The sequence below is a fragment of the Streptomyces sp. NPDC058470 genome, assembly GCF_042721055.1.
In the GTDB taxonomy this organism is placed as follows: domain Bacteria; phylum Actinomycetota; class Actinomycetes; order Streptomycetales; family Streptomycetaceae; genus Streptomyces.
This window is the reverse complement of sequence record NZ_JBHXMF010000055.1, coordinates 27,594-48,881: the sequence shown is the minus strand read 5'-3', so window position 1 is coordinate 48,881 and position 21,288 is coordinate 27,594. Positions and strand designations below refer to the sequence as shown.

General features: G+C 71.4%; 15 protein-coding genes. 2 read left to right on the top strand and 13 right to left on the bottom strand.

What is annotated here, in order from left to right; translation table 11 throughout:
* Positions 1 to 221: 221 nt before the first annotated feature.
* Positions 222 to 1,427: an acyl-CoA dehydrogenase family protein gene (locus tag ACFWP7_RS32720; protein WP_384388909.1), complete on the bottom strand. Its 1,206-nt coding sequence runs from the start codon at positions 1,425 to 1,427 to the stop codon at positions 222 to 224.
* A gap of 99 nt (positions 1,428 to 1,526) precedes the next feature.
* Between ACFWP7_RS32720 and ACFWP7_RS32715 the strand changes: the two genes are divergently transcribed.
* Positions 1,527 to 2,120 (top strand): TetR family transcriptional regulator, encoded by a 594-nt coding sequence (locus ACFWP7_RS32715; protein ID WP_384388906.1) that lies wholly within the window; start codon positions 1,527 to 1,529, stop codon positions 2,118 to 2,120.
* Positions 2,121 to 2,150: 30 nt separating this feature from the next.
* Here ACFWP7_RS32715 and ACFWP7_RS32710 read toward each other — a convergent pair whose 3' ends face one another.
* Positions 2,151 to 3,266, bottom strand: coding sequence for a ScbA/BarX family gamma-butyrolactone biosynthesis protein (locus ACFWP7_RS32710; protein WP_384388903.1), 1,116 nt, complete (start codon positions 3,264 to 3,266; stop codon positions 2,151 to 2,153).
* Between the two features lie 284 nt (positions 3,267 to 3,550).
* Here ACFWP7_RS32710 and ACFWP7_RS32705 point away from each other — a divergent pair, with 284 nt between their 5' ends.
* Positions 3,551 to 4,198: a ScbR family autoregulator-binding transcription factor gene (locus tag ACFWP7_RS32705; RefSeq protein ID WP_384388901.1), complete on the top strand. Its 648-nt coding sequence runs from the start codon at positions 3,551 to 3,553 to the stop codon at positions 4,196 to 4,198.
* A gap of 73 nt (positions 4,199 to 4,271) precedes the next feature.
* Here the strand turns inward: ACFWP7_RS32705 and ACFWP7_RS32700 are convergent, their stop codons facing one another.
* The 11 genes from ACFWP7_RS32700 to ACFWP7_RS32650 all read right to left on the bottom strand — a co-directional run bounded on the left by ACFWP7_RS32700 (position 4,272) and on the right by ACFWP7_RS32650 (position 21,125).
* A complete protein-coding gene (locus tag ACFWP7_RS32700; RefSeq protein ID WP_384388898.1) occupies positions 4,272 to 5,102 on the bottom strand; it encodes an alpha/beta fold hydrolase in 831 nt (276 codons plus the stop codon).
* Between the two features lie 52 nt (positions 5,103 to 5,154).
* Positions 5,155 to 6,618, bottom strand: a complete 1,464-nt coding sequence (locus ACFWP7_RS32695) for an MFS transporter (protein WP_384388895.1) — start codon at positions 6,616 to 6,618, stop codon at positions 5,155 to 5,157.
* 38 nt (positions 6,619 to 6,656) lie between these two features.
* Complete coding sequence (locus ACFWP7_RS32690; RefSeq protein ID WP_384388892.1) at positions 6,657 to 7,865, bottom strand: cytochrome P450; 1,209 nt, start codon at positions 7,863 to 7,865, stop codon at positions 6,657 to 6,659.
* 219 nt (positions 7,866 to 8,084) lie between these two features.
* A complete protein-coding gene (locus ACFWP7_RS32685; RefSeq protein WP_384388890.1) occupies positions 8,085 to 9,638 on the bottom strand; it encodes an MmgE/PrpD family protein in 1,554 nt (517 codons plus the stop codon).
* A 128-nt stretch (positions 9,639 to 9,766) separates the two neighbouring features.
* On the bottom strand, positions 9,767 to 10,135 hold the full coding sequence (locus tag ACFWP7_RS32680) for a nuclear transport factor 2 family protein (protein WP_384388887.1): 369 nt from the start codon (positions 10,133 to 10,135) through the stop codon (positions 9,767 to 9,769).
* A gap of 45 nt (positions 10,136 to 10,180) precedes the next feature.
* Positions 10,181 to 11,155 (bottom strand): diacylglycerol/lipid kinase family protein, encoded by a 975-nt coding sequence (locus ACFWP7_RS32675; RefSeq protein WP_384388884.1) that lies wholly within the window; start codon positions 11,153 to 11,155, stop codon positions 10,181 to 10,183.
* Positions 11,156 to 11,504: 349 nt separating this feature from the next.
* Positions 11,505 to 12,272 (bottom strand): thioesterase II family protein, encoded by a 768-nt coding sequence (locus tag ACFWP7_RS32670; RefSeq protein WP_384388956.1) that lies wholly within the window; start codon positions 12,270 to 12,272, stop codon positions 11,505 to 11,507.
* A 32-nt stretch (positions 12,273 to 12,304) separates the two neighbouring features.
* Positions 12,305 to 13,408, bottom strand: coding sequence for an LLM class flavin-dependent oxidoreductase (locus tag ACFWP7_RS32665; RefSeq protein WP_384388882.1), 1,104 nt, complete (start codon positions 13,406 to 13,408; stop codon positions 12,305 to 12,307).
* Positions 13,409 to 13,418: 10 nt separating this feature from the next.
* Positions 13,419 to 15,026, bottom strand: a complete 1,608-nt coding sequence (locus ACFWP7_RS32660) for a fatty acid--CoA ligase (RefSeq protein ID WP_384388879.1) — start codon at positions 15,024 to 15,026, stop codon at positions 13,419 to 13,421.
* 25 nt (positions 15,027 to 15,051) lie between these two features.
* On the bottom strand, positions 15,052 to 20,784 hold the full coding sequence (locus tag ACFWP7_RS32655) for an SDR family oxidoreductase (protein WP_384388877.1): 5,733 nt from the start codon (positions 20,782 to 20,784) through the stop codon (positions 15,052 to 15,054).
* Positions 20,785 to 20,816: 32 nt separating this feature from the next.
* On the bottom strand, positions 20,817 to 21,125 hold the full coding sequence (locus tag ACFWP7_RS32650; protein ID WP_384388874.1) for an acyl carrier protein: 309 nt from the start codon (positions 21,123 to 21,125) through the stop codon (positions 20,817 to 20,819).
* Between the last annotated feature and the right edge of the window lie 163 nt (positions 21,126 to 21,288).

The window sequence follows — 21,288 nt, the reverse complement described above, 5'->3', positions numbered from 1 at the left end:
CCGGCTCACCACGTTGTTCACGACCCCCTTCAGGACTCACCCGACCCGGCTCACCACGTTCCTCACGACCCCCTTCAGGACTCCCTTCAGGACTCACCGGACCCGGCTCACCACGTTGTTCACGACCCCCTTCAGGACTCACCCGACCCGGCTCACCGCGTTGCTCACGACCCCCTTCACGACTCACCCGACCCAGCTCACCACGTTCCTCACGACCCCGTTCACGACTCACCGGCGGACACCTCCTGGAGCGTGGCGGGCTCGGCGAGGGCGGCCTGCTCCTGGGCGAGTTCGGAGAAGACGGACGTCGCGTACGCCACCCCCGCCGACTCGCGACGCAGCAACTGGTGGGCGGCGGCCATGTGGACGTCGCGCCAGCTGCGTTCCAGGACGCCGGTGCCGGCGTGGGCTCCGGCCGTGCGGAAGAGCCGTTCGACCCCGTCGACCAGGAGATCCGCTCCGGCGGCCGTGATCCGCCGGTTCCTGAGGACGTCCCGGTCGGCGCGGGTGCCCGTGTCGGCGCGCCGGGCGGCGTCCTGGAGGAGCAGCTGGGCGGTGTCGATGTCGTCCGCCGAGCGCGCCAGGGCGTGGTGCAGACGGCTGCCGTCGTCGTCCGGGCGCCGCAGGGCCTGGGTCCGTGCTGCCCAGGACGACCATTCGCCCAGGGCGCGGCGGGCGGCGCCGACCGCGGGGGCGCAGAACAGGAGTCCGCCCGCGAGGTGGGCCGGCACGGTGTGGCACCTGGCCCGCCCCGGTCCCGCCACGCCCGACACGAGGTCCGCCATGAGGAAGGTGCGGTGGTCGGGCACGAACGCGGGTTCCATGACCGCGGTGTGACTGCCGGTGCCGCGCAGCCCGGTGCTGTGCCAGGTGTCCCGGACGCTGATGCCGTCCCTGGGCACGGCGAACAGGCGGCACCGTGGGCCGTCCGCGCCGGGCTCCATCGCCGCCAGCAGAAGCCAGTGGGCGAACTCCACCCCGCTGACGTTCTCCCACTCGCCGCTCAGCAGCCAGCCCGAGGGGAGGCGCCGGGCCTCGCCGGACGGCTTGACCGACGCGGAGATACGTACGTCGGGGCCGGCCGCCCACAGGTCGTGCTGCCCGTCGGGTGGTAAGTAGGCGGCGTACCGGCCATGGGCCGACCACAGGGCCGCGCACCACGCCGCGGAGGCACAGCCCTCGCCGAGGGCGGCCACGGCCGCGAGCAGGGCTTCGAACGTGCCTTCCGTTCCGCCCCAGGCCCGGGGCACCAAGTGGCGGGCGAAGCCCGCACTGGTCAGCAGAGCGACGGTCTGGTGGCTCAGTCGGCGTGTGGCGTCGGCGGTCGAGGCGTACGCGGCCGCCGATTCGGCGGCTGTCAGGACCGCGACCGACGTCGCCTCAAGGGCTTCTCGCCGCTCGGACTTCGGGTTTTGAAGCTGAATCATGTCTGGTAAGCACCTCACCCGGTGATTAGAATTCGTTCCTGAACGTATTTTTCTTGGGGCCGGCCCCCACCGCGGCTCTCAGTGATGGAGGTGAGCGTCGTGGCCAAGCAGGCACGAGCCATGCGCACGTACGACCGCGTACTCGATGCGGCCGCCGAGGAGTTCGCCCGGTACGGATACGCGAACACCAATCTGCAGAAGATCGCCGACCGGATCGGGGTGACGAAGGGAGCGCTCTACGGACACTTCGCCAGCAAGGAGGAACTGGCCGCCGCGCTCACCGACCATCTGGACGGCGCCATGGAAGCCCTGCTCACCGATGCCACCAAGCCATCCACCCCGACACTGAACCGGCTGCGCGCCCTCGTCCTCACCCTCGGCCGGCTCTTCCAGACGGACGCGCGGGCCCTGGCGGCCCTCCGACTCGCGGTGGAGGCGGCCTGGGCCGACTCCGTGCCGATCCCGCTGCTGGTGCACACACACGGGGTCGTACTCCAGCTGGTGGGCGAGACGCAGGAGGAGGAGCACCTGGACACCGCGGTGTCACCAAGGCCCCTCGCGGACCTCATCGTGGCGGCGCTCTTCGGGATGATCTGCACGAGGTACGGCGGCGAGCGGGCCGAACCCGGTGACCTCGTCGAGGCGATGTGGAGCGCCCTGACACACGCCTTGGGAGCGACCCCGCCGCGCTGAACGCCGACGGCCCACAGGGAGGCGGACACCCTAGTGGGAGGCGGCAGACAGCGGCTGGGACGCGGCAAGGCGGCGCGGGTCCCGCCGGCCCACACTCCGCCACGCCGTGTCGGCGACGGCCAGCCGCGTGCCGCCCTGATGGGCCTCGACACGAAGCCGACGGCTCCCGTCCCGCACGGTGTCGGGCGTGTTGTCCACGGCCGTCAGGTGGACCGGCGCCCCGAGCTCACCGAAGGCGGCGCAGTCCAGGGCCAGCCCGGCCAGCACGAACGCCCCGTCGAGCGGCGCCCCTTGGGCGGTCTCGTGCACGGTGAGATGCCCGAGCTGCCGGAAGCCCTCCAGCATGACCATGAGGGGGATGTGATCGGTGGGGTGATCGAAGAGGACCGCGTGATCCCGGTCGATCCGCAGCCGCCACACGTGGTCCGGCCGCCCCTGGACCTCCCGTTCCGGCACATCCCGCCCCTGCACCTCCCGTTCCGGCACATCCCTCTCCAACACGCAGTCCCTCCAGCGCTGCCGGCCGACCCGGTGCGGCGGCACGACCTCGACGTCGGCGACGGGGACGGGGACGGCGACACCCTCGGCCACCCCCGCACCCACCGCTGCGCCCGCGCCCAAGCGCGCGCCCGCGGCCTCGGCCGCGCGCTTGCGCAGCAGGCCGTACCTGCGGTCGTCCACGATCAGGCCGCGTGCGTGGCCGCGCCCGCAGACCCGGCCGTCCACCACGAGGGAGACATTCATACGGGCACCGGCCCGGCGCGCGGGGGTGCCCCCCTGCCACTCCCACGTCCCGTCGAGGAGCACCGGCAGCGGCGCCCCTCCGACCCGCAGCGCGGCATGGTCGGTGATCTCGAAGCTGATGTCCTGTCCGACGAAGTGGTGCCCGAGGGGCACGTCGAAGAAGGTGTGGGCCGCGTAGAAGTGGGCCTGGCGGAGCGTCTCCGCGAACAAAAGCGGATCGTTCAGCCTGTTCTCGTCCGGGTGATAGAGCGCGTGGTCACGCGGCCACTGGGCGGCGATCGCGAACGTGCTGTCACCCGTGCGTAAGCCGTCGGTGACGAACACCTCCGACACGGAGCTGCGGTGCACCAGTTCCCGTGTGACGGGCTGGAGGAACCGGAGCGTCTCCTTCGCGGACACCATTGCTAGTGGCTGCGGGTACCTGGAATCATTGAGCCTGGAGTCACCGAGCGTGGACTCACCGAGTACAACGTACATCTGTAACTTCGCCTCCCCGGGCTGGAGCCAACCATGCGAGCGAACAGACGTGCGGCGCCTTCTGGCGATTCATTAATATACCTACGCGAAGGTATATTACAAGCCTCGGCGTCGTACGCTTTCGTGGTCAACTCTCCTTACTGGTAAGGCGGTTGGGTCCGAGAGATCCTCTCAGTCGCAGCAGATCAGCCCGTCACGATTTGGATGTCATGAGTAACGAGCGCAACGTACCGGCGGCCCACCTGCCCGTGGGCACACCCTTCGATGACACCTCACACCTCAAGCAGCAGCGCGCGATCAACACCCGCGCCACGATCCTCAACGCGGCGGCCGCCGCCTTCGCGGAGGACGGCTTTCCCCAGGTCACCATCAAGGACATCGCGGATCGCGCCGGGATGACCAAGGGCGCGGTCTACTTCCACTTCGCCAACAAGGAGATGCTCGCCGTCTCCGTGACGGACGAGTTCTACCGGCGGATGCAGAAGGTCATCGACGGGGCCCTGGAGAACGGCGACCCGGCCTCGCCCGCAACGGTCGTGGACACGGTGATGCGCCTCGCCCACGCCTTCCACGACGACACCTTCATCCACGCCGGGGCCCGGCTGCAGATCGAACAGGCCTACATCAAGGCCGAGTTGCCCGTCCCCTACACCGGGACGCTGGACGTGCTCACCGAACTCCTGGAGAAGTGCAGCCAGGCCGGACGGCTCCCGGAGGGCAGCAATCCCGCGGCCCTGGCCCGCGCGCTCGGTGCCGCGGTGTTCGGCGCTCAGCACATCTCCTGGGTGCTGAACGGTCGCGAGGACGTCGTGGAGCGGGTCGAGGAAGTCGTCGAGGCCTTCGTTCCTTTGCACTGAGAAACCGCCCGGCCCAGAAAAGGGCCGGGCGGTCGCACGACGGCATGGGTGCCGCCTCACGGCACCGTCGTCGTCAGCTCCTGACGAACTCCAGCAGATCGTTGTTGAGACGCTCGGCATGCGTGGCGAACAGACCGTGCGCGGCGTCCTCGTACGACAGGAAGGTGCTGTCCTTGATGAGCTCCGCCGTCCGGGGGCCGCACAGGGCGTACGGCGCTCCGAGGTCCGCGGCACCGTGGATCACCAGCGTGGGCACCTCGACCTTGGCGGTCTCGGCGCGCTGATCGGTGGTGAACAGGGTGCGGTAGATCTCCACCCCGGCCCGCGGTGAGGCGTCCAGACAGGTGCTCACCAGCCACCGGGCGAGTTCGGGCGAGACCGGCAGGGCGTCCGGGTCGGCGCCGCCGCCGCCGAAGAACGGCGCGGCCAGCCCGCTCAGCCACTTCGCCCGGTCCTGCCGGATGGCCGCCGCCATCTGCTCGAACAGGTCGAGGTCCAGCCCGTCGGGGTTGTCCGGCGTGCGCAGCATGAACGGTGTCGTCGAGGCGACCAGGGCGAGTTTCGCCACCCGCTCGGCGCCGTGGCGGGACAGATACCGTACGGCTTCCCCGCCGCCGACCGCATAGCCGACCAGGACCGTGTCCCTCAGGTCGAGGTGGTCGAGGAGGTCCGCCAGGTCGGCGGCGAGGGTGTCGTAGTCGTAGCCGTTCCAGGGTGCGTCCGAGCGTCCGCAGCCGCGCCGGTCATAGGTGACACAGCGCAGGCCGTTCTCGGCGAGGAAGGGCGCCTGGAACTCCCACATGCGGGAGTCCATCATGGCCGTGCCCAGCAGGACGACGGGCTGTCCGTCGCCCCAGTCGGTGTAGTGGAGCCGCGTACCGTCCCTGGTGCTGACGTACGGCATGGTGCTTCCTCCCTGTCGTGTCGGCGGACGTCTCTCCGGTGCGGGTACGCCGTCAGTGCCGCGCGGCACGGCCGGGTGCCAGGAGCACCATGACCGCCGCGGCGACGCAGAAGGCGATGAGCGGGACCAGCGTGACGGCGAACGCGTGCGGATAGGCCTCGGCGGAGCCCGCATCGGTGAGTGCGGGGAAGAAGACCGTGCCGGCGATCGCCACACCGACCGCGGCCCCGCCCTCCTGTGCGGTGTTCAGCAGCCCGGACGCGGAGGCCGCGTGTTCCGGTACGGCGGCGCTCAGCACGAGATTGGTCAGCGGACCGGTGGTCAGGCCCATGCCGAGCCCGGCGAGCAGGAGCGGGGGCAGCAGCCACAGCACGGACCCGGTGGTGCCGAGCTCGGTGGCCGTCCAGGCGACCAGGCCGTAGCCGAGGGCGAGCGTCAGCGGGCCGCCTGCCACGGTCTTGGCGGTGACCTTGGCGGCGAACCGCGCCGAGACGATCGAGGCCCCGAAGTAGCCCGCGCCCACCGCCAGGAAGACCAGACCGGACTCCAGGGGCGACAGTGACCTGCCGGACTGCAGGTACAGGGCCAGGATGAAGAAGAAGGAGCCCATGGCGAGGAAGTAGACCACCGTGGCGGCGAGCCCCACGGAGAAGACCCTCGCCCTGAACAGCACCGGCTCGATCAGCGGCCCCCGGCCGGCGGCGGCTCGCCTGCGCAGGTGCAGCACGGTCAGCGCCAGCAGCACGACGGCGCCCGCCAGGCACTCCCATACCCACACCGGCCAGTCGCGCGACTGACCCTCCACGAGCGCGTACACGATGAGCCCCAGGGCCGCCGTGATCAGCACGGCTCCCGTCAGGTCGAGTCGCGCGCCACCCGTGCCGCGCGACTCGGGAACCGTGCGGCGGACGAAGGCGAGGCAGGCCAGGCAGAGCGGAACGTTGATCAGGAAGATCGTCCGCCAGCTCAGTCCTGCCACGTCGATGGTGATCAGGGCACCGCCGATGAACTGCCCGAAGACGCCGGCGAGTCCGATCACCAGGCCATAGACATTGAAGGCGCGGTCGCGGGCGGCCCCGGTGTAGACCGTGCCGATGATGCCGAGAACCTGAGGCACCATCAGGGCCGCGGAGGCGCCCTGCGCGATGCGGGCAACGATCAGGACGTCGACGCTCTGCGCGAGGGAGCACCCCGCGGACGCGAGCATGAACAGCGTCATGCCCAGGACGAACATGCGGCGCCGGCCGTAGATGTCACCCAGCCGACCGCCGGTGATCAGACCCGCCGTGAAGGCGACCCCGTACCCGACGACGATCAACTGGGCCTGGGTCGAACCGGCGTGCAGATCCGTCCGGATGGCGGGGACGGCCACGTTGGCGATGAAGAAGTCGAGAACGGTGATGAAGGTTCCCACCAGCACCACCACAAGGGCACCGGGCGAGGGGACGCCGGTCTCTGCCGGGGGTCCCGCTTCACGCTCCTCGACGGCAGGGCGCGGGCTTGCTTCTGAAGTCATTCCGACTGCTCTCCTGTGTTGTTCTTCGGGTTCTTGTGTCACCAGGTCACCGGGAGGTGCGTCACACCGTGGAAGACGGTGCCCCTGCGGAAAACCGTCTTCGGGTCGGCCGCCGACCGGAGGTCCGGGAAGCGCCGCAGCAGGGTCCGCAGGGACAGCTCCATCTCCAGGCGCGCGAGCGGGGCACCCTGGCAGTAGTGCGGGCCGTATCCCCACTGGAGGTGGCCGCTGGTATCCCGGTGCGGGTCGATCCTTCCGGGACAGGCGAACACCGACTCGTCGTGATTGCCCGCGGGCACCGAGATGACCACCGCGTCGCCCTTGGCGACGGCCACCCCGCCGAGGTCGAGATCTTCCAGCGCCTGTCTGACCATCGCGTCCTGCGAGATGGACCAGTAGCGCATCGACTCCTCGATGTAGTTCGGTACGAGGGCGCCGTCGTCGGCCGCCACCTGGGCGCGCAGCGTGTCGTCCCGCAGCAGGCCCAGAATGTTCAGGGCGATCTGGTTGGTGGTCGTCTCGTGCCCTGCCACCAGCACCAGCCGGACGATCCCGACCAGCTCGTCCAGGGAGATCGCACCGGTCGCGTAGTGCTGCGCGGCCAGCCGGCTGATCAGATCGTCCCCGGGGACCCGCAGCTTGTGCTGCGCCAGTTCCGCGAGATAGTCGGACATCTCCGTGAACGCGACGTAGGACACCGCCGGGTTCTCCTGGGAGATGGTGGTCCGGGTCTTCTCGATGAAGAACGCGGAGTCCTCCTCCGGCACGCCCAGCAGCCGGGCGATCACCAGTGTCGGCAGGGTCCGCGAGAACACCGCGTGCAGGTCGGCGGGTTGCGGGAGCCCGGCCAGTTCGTCCAGCAGTTCATCGATCAGCCGCTGGACCGGTTCCCGCAGCCTCCGTACACGGCGCGCGGTGAACTCGGTCTGGATCATTCCGCGCAGCCTGGCGTGCTCGGGGTCGTCGAGGCGCAGGAACGAACTCGGGTTCTGGCCGGGCGGAATCTGGATACGCACCGGTGCCCCGGGCAGCGTCTCGTCCGCGCTGAGCCGGGGGTCCATCAACGCCTGGCGCACATCCGCGTACCGGGTCACCAGCCAGGCCCGCCGGGACTCGGCCGCGCCCTCCGGGATGCGCACCGGACAGGGTGGCGACTTGCGTAACTCGTGCAGGATGGGGGCTGGTTCACCGTCCTCCGTGCGGTGGAACGGCCAGTCCACCACGTCGGCCCGGGCGTCAAGTGACATGCAAACCCTCCGGAGACTAGGGAATTTGACCTTCCATTTACCTTGGCAGGGCACGCTGACACGGCGCTGACCTCGGGCTGACGGGCGTCGGCAGTCCTTCGTCCGGTGCGCTGCCAGGACCTGTCCGGCCGATCGAGTCGCAGGAAAGCGGCGGTGCCTCGCCGCCGCAGATGTGCGTGCCACACCCCGGCGTCTGCGGCGTGACCGGCCGGACAGGTCCTAGTCCAGGAACGCCGCCTCTATCCACCGGCGTACTCCGCGGGGGCGCATGCGGTGCAGTCGGCCGACGGTGTCGGCGACCTGGCGGGGGCCGCCGGCGGAGAGGAACTTCTCCTGGACCAGCTCGGAGTGGCGGGAGCGGGTGTCCGGACCCGCCGCGCCCACGGGGATCAGGCGCGAGCGGGACACCGTACGGCCGTCCGCCAGCCGGACGGTGACCCGGGCGCCGGTGGCCTTGGTGGAGTGGGAGAAGTCCCGGCCTGCCGCCTCGATCGGACCGAGCAGTTCGACCAGTTCCTCGCCGCCGAAGCCGCGCAGCCAGGGCACGGCCAACGGGCCCGCCTCGCGTACCGCCTCGCCGAACGGAGCGTCGGACAGGAAGAGTTCACGTGTCATCCGGGTGTCGTGCTCCAGGCGCACCCGGCTCGCCAGTGACCAGCGCGCGGGGTCGTCCAGGTGTGGCGAGGAGAAGTCGTCCACCGAGAAGTCGCCGGTCAGCAGAGTGGTGGCGACCGGGTAGGGCACGTCGAGCACCAGCGCGCCGAGCGGTGAGCTGGGGCCATTGACGTACGGGGCGGCGCGCTCGCCCGCGAACAGCGTGTACAGGGAGGCCTCCACGACGATCTCCGTCACGTCCTCCGGGCGTATCGGACCCAGCTCCTTGTGGATCTCGGCGGCGCAGTCCACCGCCGCGTCGATGCCGGGACCACCGGGGTGCATCTTGAAGGAGAGGGTGTCGGTGTGCCAGCGGCTGCCGAGCCCCTTCGCCACGGCCTGTGGCAGCGGCACCGTCGCGAACCGGGCCAGGAATCCATCGGGGTGCTCGATGATGTCGGGCGCGCCACGCAGCCCGGCGGCCGCGGCGTCACAGGCGTCCATCGCGGTCCGTACCGGCGTGAAGGTGTTGAACAGCCGGGCGTCACTGGCCAGAAAGGCGCGCATCAGCGGCCAGTTGGGCATGGCGAAGGCCAGCCCGAAGGCGTTCTCCCACTGGCCGGCGGGCGCCCGGTCGCAGTGCAGCCGGCCGGCCACCGCGCCGGCGAGATGGGTGTGCACCGCGCTCTGCCCGCGCAACGGGCCCAGCGTCGCCGAGGCGGTGATACGCGCCGCGCACTCGTTGGCCGCCACGACGGCGGTCAGGAAGGAGAGGCCGTCGAGCTGCCGTGCATACGCGAAGGCGAGCGGCACCGCGACCGTGGAGTTGGACAGGTGCCCGGCATAGGCGGTGTCGTCGAGGTTGAGCCAGGAGCCGAGGGCGGCGAAGACACCCGCCGCGCCCCTCGGGTCGCGCTGCATGGGGTGGCCGAACGCGGCCACCAGCCTGCGGCCCAGCGGGTGTTCGAGGCCGGCGCGGATGGAGGCGATCTGGGACAGCACCTGGCTGGCCGCGAGCTTCAGCACGCGGCACGGGACGTCTTCTGGGCGAAGGGTCGCGGCCCAGTGGGACAGTTCGCGCAGCGAGGTGTCCGTGGGGGCCGGGGAGCGCGCGGGCCGTGTGGGTTCCCATCCCTCGCACAGGGCTCGGGCCACGCTCTCGGCGAGTACAGCCGTCATGGTGCGACGCACCTTGCCTTTCCATACCGGTGTGCCTTTCCGTACCGGTGTGCCTGTCCGTGTCGGCGGACGCGTACGGCGGAGGCCCACCGGTCGCCCCCGGTGGATGCCCCCGCCGCACACGCGGATCAGGCGCCGGGAACCTTGTCGAGGAACCCGTAGACGCCCGTGATGCGGCCGTCGTCGCCGGTGACCAGGACGTCGAAGCCGATCGCGATGGGCTCGGCGCCCGGCTCGGTGACCAGGCCCCACTGGAAGCGGGCCAGGTTGTGGTGGGTGTCGATCGCGCCGTGCAGCTCGAAGGAGAGGCCCTGGAACTGGTCGCGGGCGCCGGCGATGACGGCGCCGACACCTTCGTGGCCCTCGACCGCGGCGAGCGGGTCGACGTACGGGGCGCCCGCGGTGAAGAGCTCGGCGATGGTCGCCGCGCGCTTGTCCGCGTCCGCCTCGTTCCAGATGGCGAGGTACTGGGTGACGGTGTTGGTGAGGTCGCTCACGATGTCTCCTTGTGTTCGTTGCGGGTGGGCCGACATGCCGTCAGATCAGTTCGGCGCGCCGGGGGTCGGGGGGTCGGCCGGGGCCCAGACGGCGAGCGCGGCGGGCAGCACCTCGAAGGTCGCCGACGAACCGATGCCGTGCTGGTACTCGCCGTCGTGCTCCAGGGGCAGCCGGTGGCCGTCGGTGCGTTCGACGGTGATGGTGCGGCCGCGCGCGTACACCGTCGCCGGATGCCGCATGTGGTCGGCGTTCAGCGTCAGCCCCGGCACCTGGGTGGCCGGTACGCCGTCGCCGATGACGCAGACGTCGAGCAGCCCGTCGTCGAGCAGCGAGTCGGGCAGGACGAGGAACCGGCCGCCGCGGTAGCGTCCGCCGCCGACGTTGGCCAGGACGGTCGGGCCCTCGTGCACCACACGTCCGTCGACGGTGACGCGGCCCGGGTAGGGCACGTACCCGGCCGCCGTGTCGGCGAACGCGCGGGCGTACCGTTCCCGGCCGGTCAGCGGTATGTCCCGGGCCGTGATCAGCGCGTCCGCGATCACGCCGGAGCAGGCGCCGAGATACACGTGCTGCCGGGTTTCGGTGAGGCGGGCCAGGTCCAGCCGGCGCAGCCGGGCGCTGCCGCCCACGCCCGAGTCGGTGAGGATCGCTTTGAGGGACTCGGTCCAGGGGCGCTCGCCCCAGAGCATCTTGTAGCCGGAGTTCCCGGTGCCGCCGGGCACCACGGCGAGCGCGGCACGCCCGGCGGCGCCGGCCATCCCCTGGATCGCCTCGCGGACGGTGCCGTCGCCGCCGATGACCACGATCAGGCCGGGGGCGCGGCTGGGCCGTTCGAGGGCGCGGCGTACGGCGACGGTGGCGTCCCCCGGTGCCGTGGTCAGGTGGACCTCGGTGCCCTCCAGGTAGGAGGCGCACAACTCGGCGACGTCACCGACCAGTTGAGGGCTGTGGCTGCCGGAGGCGGGGTTGGCCAGGACGAGGGCGCGGAGGGGGCCGGGTACTGCGGCGCTGGCTGCCATGGCAGGCGTACTCCTCGTTTTCTCGGGGCGCCGGGCGGTCACCGAGCGGGCTCGGGCGGGGTCCGGGCCGGGCTCGGACGGGGCTCGAACGCGACCGGGCCTGGCTCGGGCGTGACCCGGCCGGACCGGCTCGGGGACGGCACTCACGACTGTGGCAGGACATACTGACGTGACTCTGACGCGCGACTGACGACTGTCCGGGACGGTGCCGGTAGCGGTGGCGGTGCCGGTAGCGCTACCGGTAGCGGCAGCGGTGAGGTGGGCAGGGCGAAGGCCGTGTTGCGGGGTTTTCGCGCCCGCCGCCCCTGCTCGGTCCCCTCACCGGGGGCTCCGCTCCGGACCCGAGTGCTCAGTACGTCGGTGTCTGGATCAGGCGTTGGAGCCGCTGGGCGAAGTGGGTGGTGACGGACTGGGCGTGACTGTCGATGAAGAAGTGGCCGCCGGGGTACTCGCTGTGGCCCAGGTACCCGGGGCTCCGCCCGGCCCAGTGCGTCATGGCGTCCGGGTGCTCCTGGAGCGGGTCGGACCTGCCGCCGTAGGAGGCGAGCGGGCAGCGGACCGCCGCCCCGTCGTCGACGTACTGCGCGGCGACCCTGAGGTCCGCGCGCAGCGCCGGTACGACCAGCGCCAGCATTTCCGGGTTGTCGTAGATCTCGGAGGGGAACGAGCCCAACTTCTTGATCCACTCGACCATTTCGGCCTGCGGCATCCGGCTCTGCTCCTCGGTCGGCTGGAAGAAGCCCTCGGGTGACCAGCCGGACATGCCGACCATGATCGGCGAGGGCCCGCCCTCCGCCTCCAGACGGATGGTCAGCCGAAAGGCGAGCTGGGCTCCGAGGCAGTGCCCGAAGAACGCGAACGGCCGGTGGTCGAGGTCGTCGAGCACGGCGTCGTGCAGGGCGTCGAGCAGCGGGTCCCAGTCCTCGTACGTCTCCTCGTCACGACGGTTGTGGCGGCCCGGCAGGGTGACGGCCTGCGCGGCGATGTCGGTCGGGAGCAGGCTCTCCCAGTCGCGGTAGATGATGGCGCCGCTGCCCGCGTGCGGCAGCAGGAACAGTCGTACGGAGGCTTCCGGGGAGGGCTCCACGGGGTGGAACCACTGGCCGGCGCGGGACATCTCCTGGCCTATGGCGCTGACACTGGGGCTGGTCACGACTGAGCTCCTCCAATGGTGATGGCCTGGCCGAGTGCGCGTACCGCGGGGAGCAGCACCTCGGCGATTTCCTTCAACTGCGGTTGCGGGTCGAGCGATCCGACCCGGATGACAAGGTGCCGGGCGCCGGCGCGGACATAACCGCCGAGCCACTCGGCACAGCTCTCGGCGCTGCCCCAGCCGTAGGCCTGGATGGCCGACATCTGCTCCAGGGAGCGTCCGTAGTAGTGGGTGATGTAGTGCTCCAGCTCGGCCTTGGCGGCGGCGCGGTCGTGGTTGACGGTGACCGTCGCGTACAGCGCGGGGGTCACCGCGTCCGGGCCGCGGCCCGCTTCTTCGGCGAGTTCGGCAAGGCGCCGCCGGGCCCTGCCGTACGCCTCGGCGTCCGGCAGGAACGGCAGCCAGCCGTCGTATCGGGTGGCCACTCGGGCGAGCACCTTCGGTGTGTCGCTGCCGGCCAGCCACAGGGGCGGACCGCCCGCGGTGGCTGGCGCGGGCAGCCGGTCGAGGCGTTCGGCCTGCCAGTACCTGCCCTGGAAGTCCGTGGGCCGGCCCGCTTCGCCCGCCCGCCACGCCGTGCGCCACAGGTCGGCGATCTCGTCGAGGCGGCCGACGCGCCCGGCGAAGGAGGCGCCGACCGAGGCGAACTCCTCCTCCGTCTCCGGCATCGGAAAGCCGGAACCGAGGCCGAGGACCAGCCGGTCCGCGGCGACATGGCCGAGGCTGGCGACCATGTTGGCGCCGATCAGTGGATGGCGCAGGGCGGGAGTGAGCGCGGCGGTGCCCACGGTGATCCGCTCCGTGGCGGCGGCCGCCGCGGCGAGGACGACGAGCGGGTCGAGGCGGGGGCGGGCGGTCAGGGAGTCGCCCGCCCACAGTGAGTCGAAGCCGAGGCGCTCCGCCTCGCGGGCGAATTCCAGGAGGGGGGCCGCGGCGAAGGTGCCGTTGATGGCCTGCTCCCGGGTGGGGAGCAGGACGCCGATGCGCAGCTGCCGCGTCGGCTGCGGACCGTGCGTGGCCGGCGGCGCCCACGCGGCGGAGCCGTGTTCGTCACGGCCCAGCGCCCCTGAGAGGGCGTGTCCCGTCTGCCTCAGTGACATGGAGTGCTCCTTAAAGGGGTCGGGCCAACTCCTCGCGCACCGCGCGGCGCAGGATCTTGCCCGTGGGGTTGCGGGGCAGCGTCTCCACGAAGTGGTACGCACCCGGAATCTTGTAGTCGGCGAGGTGGCCGCGCAGCGACAGCAGGAGTTCGCGCGGGGTGGCGCGGGCTCCGGGGCGCAGCACGACGCAGGCGTGCACGGCCTCGCCCCACTGCTGATCGGGAAGGCCCACCACGGCCGCGTCCGCGACGGACGGGTGGGCGGCGAGAGCCTTTTCGACCTCGGCCGGGTAGATGTTCTGCCCGGCGACGATGATCGTGTCGTTCATGCGGTCGCACAGGTGGAGATAGCCGTGCTCGTCGAGGTATCCGGCGTCGCCCATGTACAGCCACTCCCCCACCAGCGTCCTGCCGGTGGCCTCCGGCAGGTTCCAGTAGCCGAGCATCCGTGAGGGGGCGCGCACACAGATCTGGCCGATGGCACCGGGTGGCAGCTCGGCGCCGTCCGGGCCGATCACCTTGATCTCGTTGCCGGGACAGGGCAGGCCGACGGACTCCAGGACCGTGCTGCCGGGGTGGTGCGCCTCGGGCGGCAGGCACACGGCGACGCTCCCGGTCTCCGTGCTGGCGTAGATCTGCGCGAACTCGCAGGCGAACGTCTCCAGGCACCGCTTCAGCAGTGTCTCGGACATCGGCGCCGCCCCGTACGCGATCTTGCGCAGGGAGGTGAAGGCCTCGGGCCCGGCGCCGCGTTCGGCCGCCATCGCCTGGAGCATGGCGGGCGCGGCGAAGGTGGTGGTGACGCCGTAGGTACGGATCAGCCGCACCGCCTCCTGCGGGTCGAACTGCGGCATGACGACGCTGGTGCCACCGGCGTTGAAGGTGTGCATGAACCAGCCGATGCCCGCGATGCCGAAGCCCGGCAGTGAGATGAGGCTGATGTCGTCGGGCAGCCAGTCGATCCACGCGACACCGTGCTCGCGCATGGCGGCCGGCAGGGTGAAGAAGCTGCGGTGGGCGAGTACGGCGCCCTTGGGCAGTCCGGTCGTCCCGCTGGTGTAGATCTGCACGACCGCGTCGTCGGGCTCCGCGGCCTGTGCCAGGTCGGTGTCCGGCCGGTCCGCGTACCAGGCGGGCAGCCCGGTGCCGCGGGCCGGTTCGCCGTCGCTGTCCATGCCGTCGGTCCGGATCACCGTGTGCAGGGCGGGCAGTTGGGGGCGGACCTTTTCGAGGGTGTCCCAGAACTCGTCGTCGACGAAGACCAGGGACGCGCCCGAGTCCCGCAGGATGTGGTCCACCTCGTACGGGGTGAGCCGCCAGTTGACCGGGACCAGGACCGCGCCCACCTTGGCGCAGGCGAGGATCACGAGGTAGTAGTTCTCCGACTCACGGCCCAGGTAGGCGACCCGGTCGCCGCGCCCCACGCCCTGGGCACGCAGCGCGTGCGCGGCCCGGTTGCTGTCCCGGTGCAGCTTCGTGTACGTGGTGACGCGGTCCTCGCAGATGATCGCCGCGTGGTCGGGGCGGCTCCCGGCGTGTGCCCGGGAGGTGTGGGTGAGCGTCCAGTTCGCGTTCGGTGCGGTGGTCCTCGGCGCGGTGGTCTTGGGTGCGGTGGTCATGGCGTCCTCCCTTCGTCTTCGTCCGTCATGCCGCGGGCACCGGGCAGAGCAGCCCGTCCAGGAAGTCGGTGAGCTGCCGTACGGTCGGATGGTCGAAGGTGAGGGAGGCCGGCAGCGGCAGCCGGAACACCCGCTCCAGACCGGACTTCACGTTCATCGCCATCAGCGAGTCCAGACCGAGCGAGACGAACTCGGCCGTCGGGTCCAGCTCGTCGTCGGCCGCCAGGTGCAGCGCGTCGGCGACCGTCTCGCGGACCACCCCGCCGATCAGGGCCGTACGCTCCGGCTTCGGCAGGCCGGCCAGTGCGGCGAGGTCGAGCCCGCCGTCCTCCGCCTCCTCCCGTCGGGCGAGGCGGTCGTAGAACTGGTCGCCGGTCGCACTGCCGGCGACATACCGGTCCCAGTCGAACTCGCCCACCACCCGCTGGGTGCGCGGCCGCCCCCACAGCCGGGCCAGCGTGTCCAGGGCCCTGGTCGGGGAGAAGAAGCGGACGCCGCTGCGTTCGATCTCCCGGCTGAGGTACTCCTCCAGACGGGCGGACATGCCGACCCTGGCCCAGGCGCCCCAGTTGACCGAGAGCCCGGGCAGCCCCTGGCGGGTGCGCCACTCGGCGAGGCTGTCGAGGGCAGCGCTGGCGGCGGCGTAGTGCCCCTGGGTCGCGCCGCCCAGGATGGAGGCTATCGACGAGTACGTCACGAAGAACTCCAGCTCCGGGAAGGAGTCCTGGACGGCCTCGTGCAGCAGCCAGCCGCCATAGGCCTTCGCGGCGAGCTGGTCGTCGATGGACTCCCAGGTCAGCTCGGCGATCAGCTTCTTGTCGTAGGACCCGGCGGCATGCACGATGCCGCCGAGCGGATACGGTCCCGCCGCCACCTCACCGACCAGCCTGGCGACGTCTCCGGGACGGCTCACATCGGCGCGTACGACGGCGAGTTCGGCGTCCTGGGCCAGCTCGGCCAGCACCGGCGCGGCCTCCTCGGTGGGCCGTCCGCTGCGGCTGACCAGTGTCAGATGCCGGGCACCGAGCGCGACCAGCTTGCGCGCGGTGACCAGCCCGAGACCACCGAGACCACCGGTGATCAGGTACGTACGGTCGGGCCGGACGCCGGCGCCCGCGGGCTCCGGCGTGTCGTCGCCGGACGGCTCGGGCGCGCGGTCGCCCGACAGGTCGACCCAGACCTCCGGGGCCGTGCCCGCGGCGGCGGTGCGCAGCGCCTCGCCCGTCTCGTCGAGGCGGAAGTGCCGTGCGCTGTCGGCCGGTTGCCATTGCGGGGCGAGGGCCACCCTCGCCGCGGGGACGGTGAGGGTGGAGCGCAGGGTGCCCTGGTGGCGTACCAGGACCTCGTCTCCGACGGCGAACTTCGACCGCTCCCCGGCCTCGGCCACCGTGCCGTGGGCGAGCGCGCCGAGCACCGGCGGGGGTTCCTCCTCCTCGCGCTCGGCGCGGCCGGTGTCCAGGGCGGTGCGCGCGTCCTCGGCGGTGAGGGCGACGGCGCGCACCCGTACCTGGACCTCGTCACCGCGCGGCGCCCGGTCCTGGGCGGGCACGAGGGCCAGGTCGGAGAGGTCGCCGGACTCGGGGGCGCGCAGTTCGAAGCCGCCGGGCCAGGTGCGCGTGGCGTCACCGGCCAGCAGCCTGCGTACATAGCGGCCTTCCGGCCGGAGTGCCACCTGGTACTCGCCGGGGACCTCCGCGCGCCACTCGTCGAGCAGGGCCGCGCGGCCGGTGCCCGGGGCAAGGTCGATGAGGGTCGCCCGGTACTGCGGGTACTCGGTGAGCAGCACCCTCCCGAAGCCCCACAGGGTGGCGGCGGCGAGGTGCCCGCCGTCGCCGGGCCGGTCGCCCGGCAGCGCCTGGGCCCCCTCGGTGACCAGCCACAGCCGCGGCGGCCTGGGCCGCGCGGCGGCGTCCAACGCGGCCACCAGCGTGAGCAGTTCGCGATAGTTGTCCTCGCACTCCGCGCGCAGCCGTGCCACGGACATCTCACCGTCGCTGCCGCGCCAGACCCGGCAGATGTCGGTGACCGAAGGATCCTCCAGGGCTGCCTTGAGATCGTCCGTGTCCGCGATCCGTGTCACCTGGATACCGGGCGCTGCGGCCAGGTCGTCGGCGCCGTCGGGCTCCGGGGCGAGCAGAAGGACATGGCGGGCGCCGGCCTCGTCGGAGGCGGTCGGCAGCGCGCGGCGTACCCAGCCCGGGCGGTGCAGGAACTGGCGTCGGCCGACTCGGCCTTCGGGGCGGGCGAGTTCGACGCCGAGGAGTTCGGTGACGGGGTTGCCGCCCTCCAGCAGGAGGACGTCGGCGACGCGACGGTCCTGGTCCCCGTGGACGCGGGCGAGCACCCGCAGCCGCTCGCCACGCGGTTTCCTGAAGTGGCGTACCGAGGCGATCCGGCGGACCGCGAACACCGGCCCCTCGGGGTCGAGCACGACGGCGGCCTGTACGGCGGCCTCCAGCAACTCGGCCGGCACGTGCTCGACCGCCGTGGCGTTCCGGCCGGTCAACTCCCCGGTGACCAGGCCGCCTTCGTGGCGCGAGGCGCGCAGCAGCAGCCGCATGCGCGATCCGTGCGGGCGGCCGACCGAGGCGAGGTCGGTGTAGATGTCCTCGTCGTCGATCTCCTGCCCGGCGGGCGGCAGCGCGGCGTCCAGCTCCGCCAGCTCCGAGACGGGCACGACCGGTTCCCGCTCGCCGGCGATCCTGGCGGTGGCGTGCAGGTCCTCCTCGCCACCGACGAGGGTGAAGATCTCCACGTCGGCTCCGCCCTCGGCGCGGGGCCGCAGGCGGGTGGTCAGGGCCACGGTGGTCTCGGCGGGCACGTGCAGCGGTGCGAGCAGCCGCAGCTCGTGGACCGCGGCGCGGGTGTGCCCCCAGGCCGCGTCCTGGAGGGCCAGCAGCAGGTCGATGTACGCGCCCGCGGGCAGCGTCGTCCGTTCCCCGTCGCCGAGGTCGGCGAGCGCGCCCAGGTCCTCGGCGGTGAACTCGGCCGTGAACTCCCGTACCCCGCTGGCGAACCGCTCCTCCGTGCCGAGCAGCAGATGGCGGGCCGCGCCGCCCGAGGCGCCCTTGCGGTTCGGACTGACGGAGGGCAGCCAGTACCGCTTGCGCTGGAAGGCGTAGGGGGGCAGGGCCGTCCTGGCCGGGGTGATCCGTCCCGCGTGGTAGGCCGTCCAGGTCACCGGCAGCCCGGCGGCGTAGTACGCGGCGAGCGCGGTCAGCGTGGTGTCGCCCGCGCGGTCGCGGCGCCGCAGGCTCGCCAGCCACAGGTGGTCCTCGGCGTTCAGGCAGCGCTGGGCGAGCGCGGTCAGCGCGGTCGAGGGGCCGATCTCGATCAGGGCGTGCCGGCCGCGCTGGGCCACCGCCCGGATGCCGGCCAGGAACTGCACGGGCTCACCGATGTGGCGCACCCAGTAGTCGGGGTTGCCGATCTCCGCGAACCGGCCGAGCCGCCCGGTGACGTTGGAGATCAGGCTGATGGACGGTTCGTGGAAGGTGATGCCGTCCAGGGCGGCGCGGAAGTCGTCGTACACCTCGGCCATCAGCGGCGAGTGGAAGGCGTGCGAGACGGCCAGCCGGTCGACCCTCACGCCCCGCTCCCGCAGCTCTGCGAGTACCTGCTCCAGGGCGGCCGTGCCGCCGGAGATCACTGCCTGGTCAGGGGCGTTGATGCCGGCCAGGGTGAGGTCCGGGTGAGCGGCCAGGAGTGGTTCGACCTCCTCGGCGGGGGCGGAGACCGCGGCCATCGAGCCCTCGGCGCGCACCGCCTGCATCAGCCGTGCCCGGGCCGCGACCAGCGTCACGGCGTCCGGAAGGCTGAAGAGTCCGGCCAACGCGGCGGCCACCACCTCGCCGATGCTGTGCCCGATGAGCACGTTCGGGCGGATGCCCCAGGACATCCACAGCCGGGCGAGCGCGTATTCCAGGGTGAACAGGGCGGGCTGGGTGTACTCGGTGCGGTCGATGGTCTCCGGGTCGGCGGCGGTACCGAGCACCAGTTCGCGGACCGAGCGGCCCAGGTGGGGCGCGAACAACCGGTCGCACTCGTCCACCTGGTCGCGGAAGAACGGGAACCGCTCGTACAGCGCGGCGCCCATGCCCGCGTACTGCGAGCCCTGGCCGCTGAACATGAACGCGGTCTTGCGGATGCCGGACGGTCCCTCGTGGTCCGTTTCCACGGCCTTCGTCAGGAGCGCGTCGAGGGCGGCGCGGTCGGCGACCGGTCCGGCGATCCGGTACGGGTGGTGGGCGCGGGCGACGTTCGTGGTGTAGCAGAGCGCGTCCACCGCGACGCCGGGCCGCTCGGACACGAACTTGCGGTAGGACTCGGCCTGTTCGCGCAGGGCGGCGGCGCTCTTCGCGGAGAGCGTGAATACCGGGGACGCGGGGGTTTCCCCCTCCGCGGCCGTTTCTCCCTCCGCGGCCGTTTCGGACAGGGCGGGCGCCGGGGCCTGCTCCAGGACCACCGCGCCGATGGTGCCCGCGAAGCCGAAGCTGTTCACCACCGCGCGCCGGACCTCGGCCGGCCACGGCTCACAGTCGGTGGGCACCCGCACCGGGTACAGGTCCCAGGGGATGCGCCCGGAGGGCGTGTTGAGGTTGAGGTGCGGGTAGACGGTCGCGGACCTGAGCTGGAGCACCGTCTTGATGACTCCGACGATGCCGGACGCCGGCTCCATGTGGCCCAGGTTGGTCTTCACCGAGCCGACGAGCAGCGGGGCGTCCTTGGTGTGCGAGGTGGCGAAGGCGTCGCCGATCGCCCCGAACTCGATGGGGTCGCCGAGCGGGGTGCCGGTGCCGTGCGCCTCCACGTACTGGATGTCCTCGGGCGCGAGGCGGGCCGCGGCCAGCGCGCCGCGGATGACCTTCTCCTGGGCGGGGCCGTTGGGCACGGTCAGGCCCGCGCTGTCGCCGTCCTGTCCGACGGCCGTGCCGCGGACCAGCGCGAGGACGGTGTCGCCGTCCAGGGTGGCGTCGCTCAGCCGCTTCAGGACGACGACACCGCAGCCCTCGGCGCGCGCGTAGCCGTCGGCGGACTCGTCGAAGGTCTTGCACTGCCCGTCGGGGGACAGCATCTGCGCGTTGGAGAACATGACAGGTATTCGGGGGTGGTGCAGGGCGTTGACGCCGCCGCACAGCGCGATGTCGCTCTCGCCGGCGCGCAGCCCCTGCACGGCGAGGTGCAGGGCGACCAGCGAGGACGAGCAGGCCGTGTCGATGCTCATGCTCGGACCGCGCCAGCCCAGGAAGTAGGAGAGCCGGCCCGACAGCGGGAACATGGTGATGCCGGAGGCGAGATGGCCGTCCAGTTCCTCGTACGGCAGTGAGTCCAGCTCCAGCGCGTAGTCGATGGAGCTGGCGCCGATGTACACGCCGCCGTTGCCGCGGCGCAGGGGTGTCGGGTCGATGTTGGCGTGCTCCAGCGCCTGCCAGGCCGTTTCCAGCAGCATCCGCTGCTGGGGGTCCATGTACTGGGCCTCTTTCGGAGAGATATTGAAGAATGCGGCGTCGAAGAGGTCGATACGGTCGAGGAAACCGCCACCGGACGTATGGATCTTCCCTTTTTCGTCGGGGCTCTGCGGGGTGAACGCGGCGACGTCCCAACGGTCTTCGGGGATCGGGCCGATTCCGCTGCGGCCCTCGCGCAGGAATGCGTCGAACTCCTCCGGCGTGTCACTGCCGCCGGGGAATCGCAGACCGATTCCGACGATCGCGATCGGCTCGGGGGCCGGGTCCGTCCCGGATTCCGTAGGCGGCATGGAGCAACTCCTTCTGTCCTGGGCCTGGTTGATCAGCGGGAGGGCGAAGTGGACAGGGCGTCGGCCAGGTAGTCCACGAGGTGCGCGACCGTCGGCTCGTTGAACAGCACGTTCGCGTTGATGGACAGATCGAGGAGCTGCTCCAGGTTCTGCCGTATCTCGGTCAGTCGCAGTGAGGTGAGACCGAGGTCGAAATAGCTGATGTCGAGCGGAAGGTCTTCCGACTCGTCCATGAGGAGAACTGACTTGAACCTCTTCAGGACCAGCGTCTCTATTTCCTCGGTGAGTTCGTTCCGCGGCAGCTCTCGGAGCCGCTGGAGCGTCGTGTCGGTGGATGACATGGCCGCCATGCAAACAGCAGCGGCTGACATCCCGCTGACAGCCTGCGGGAAGTTGGCTGGATCAGTCCGGTGTCAGCGGCGAGTCAGATTCGACTGCCACGATCGAGTTGCTTCGAAAGGCAATTAACCGAAAAGCGGGCCGGGATCGGACGGCCACGCGAAC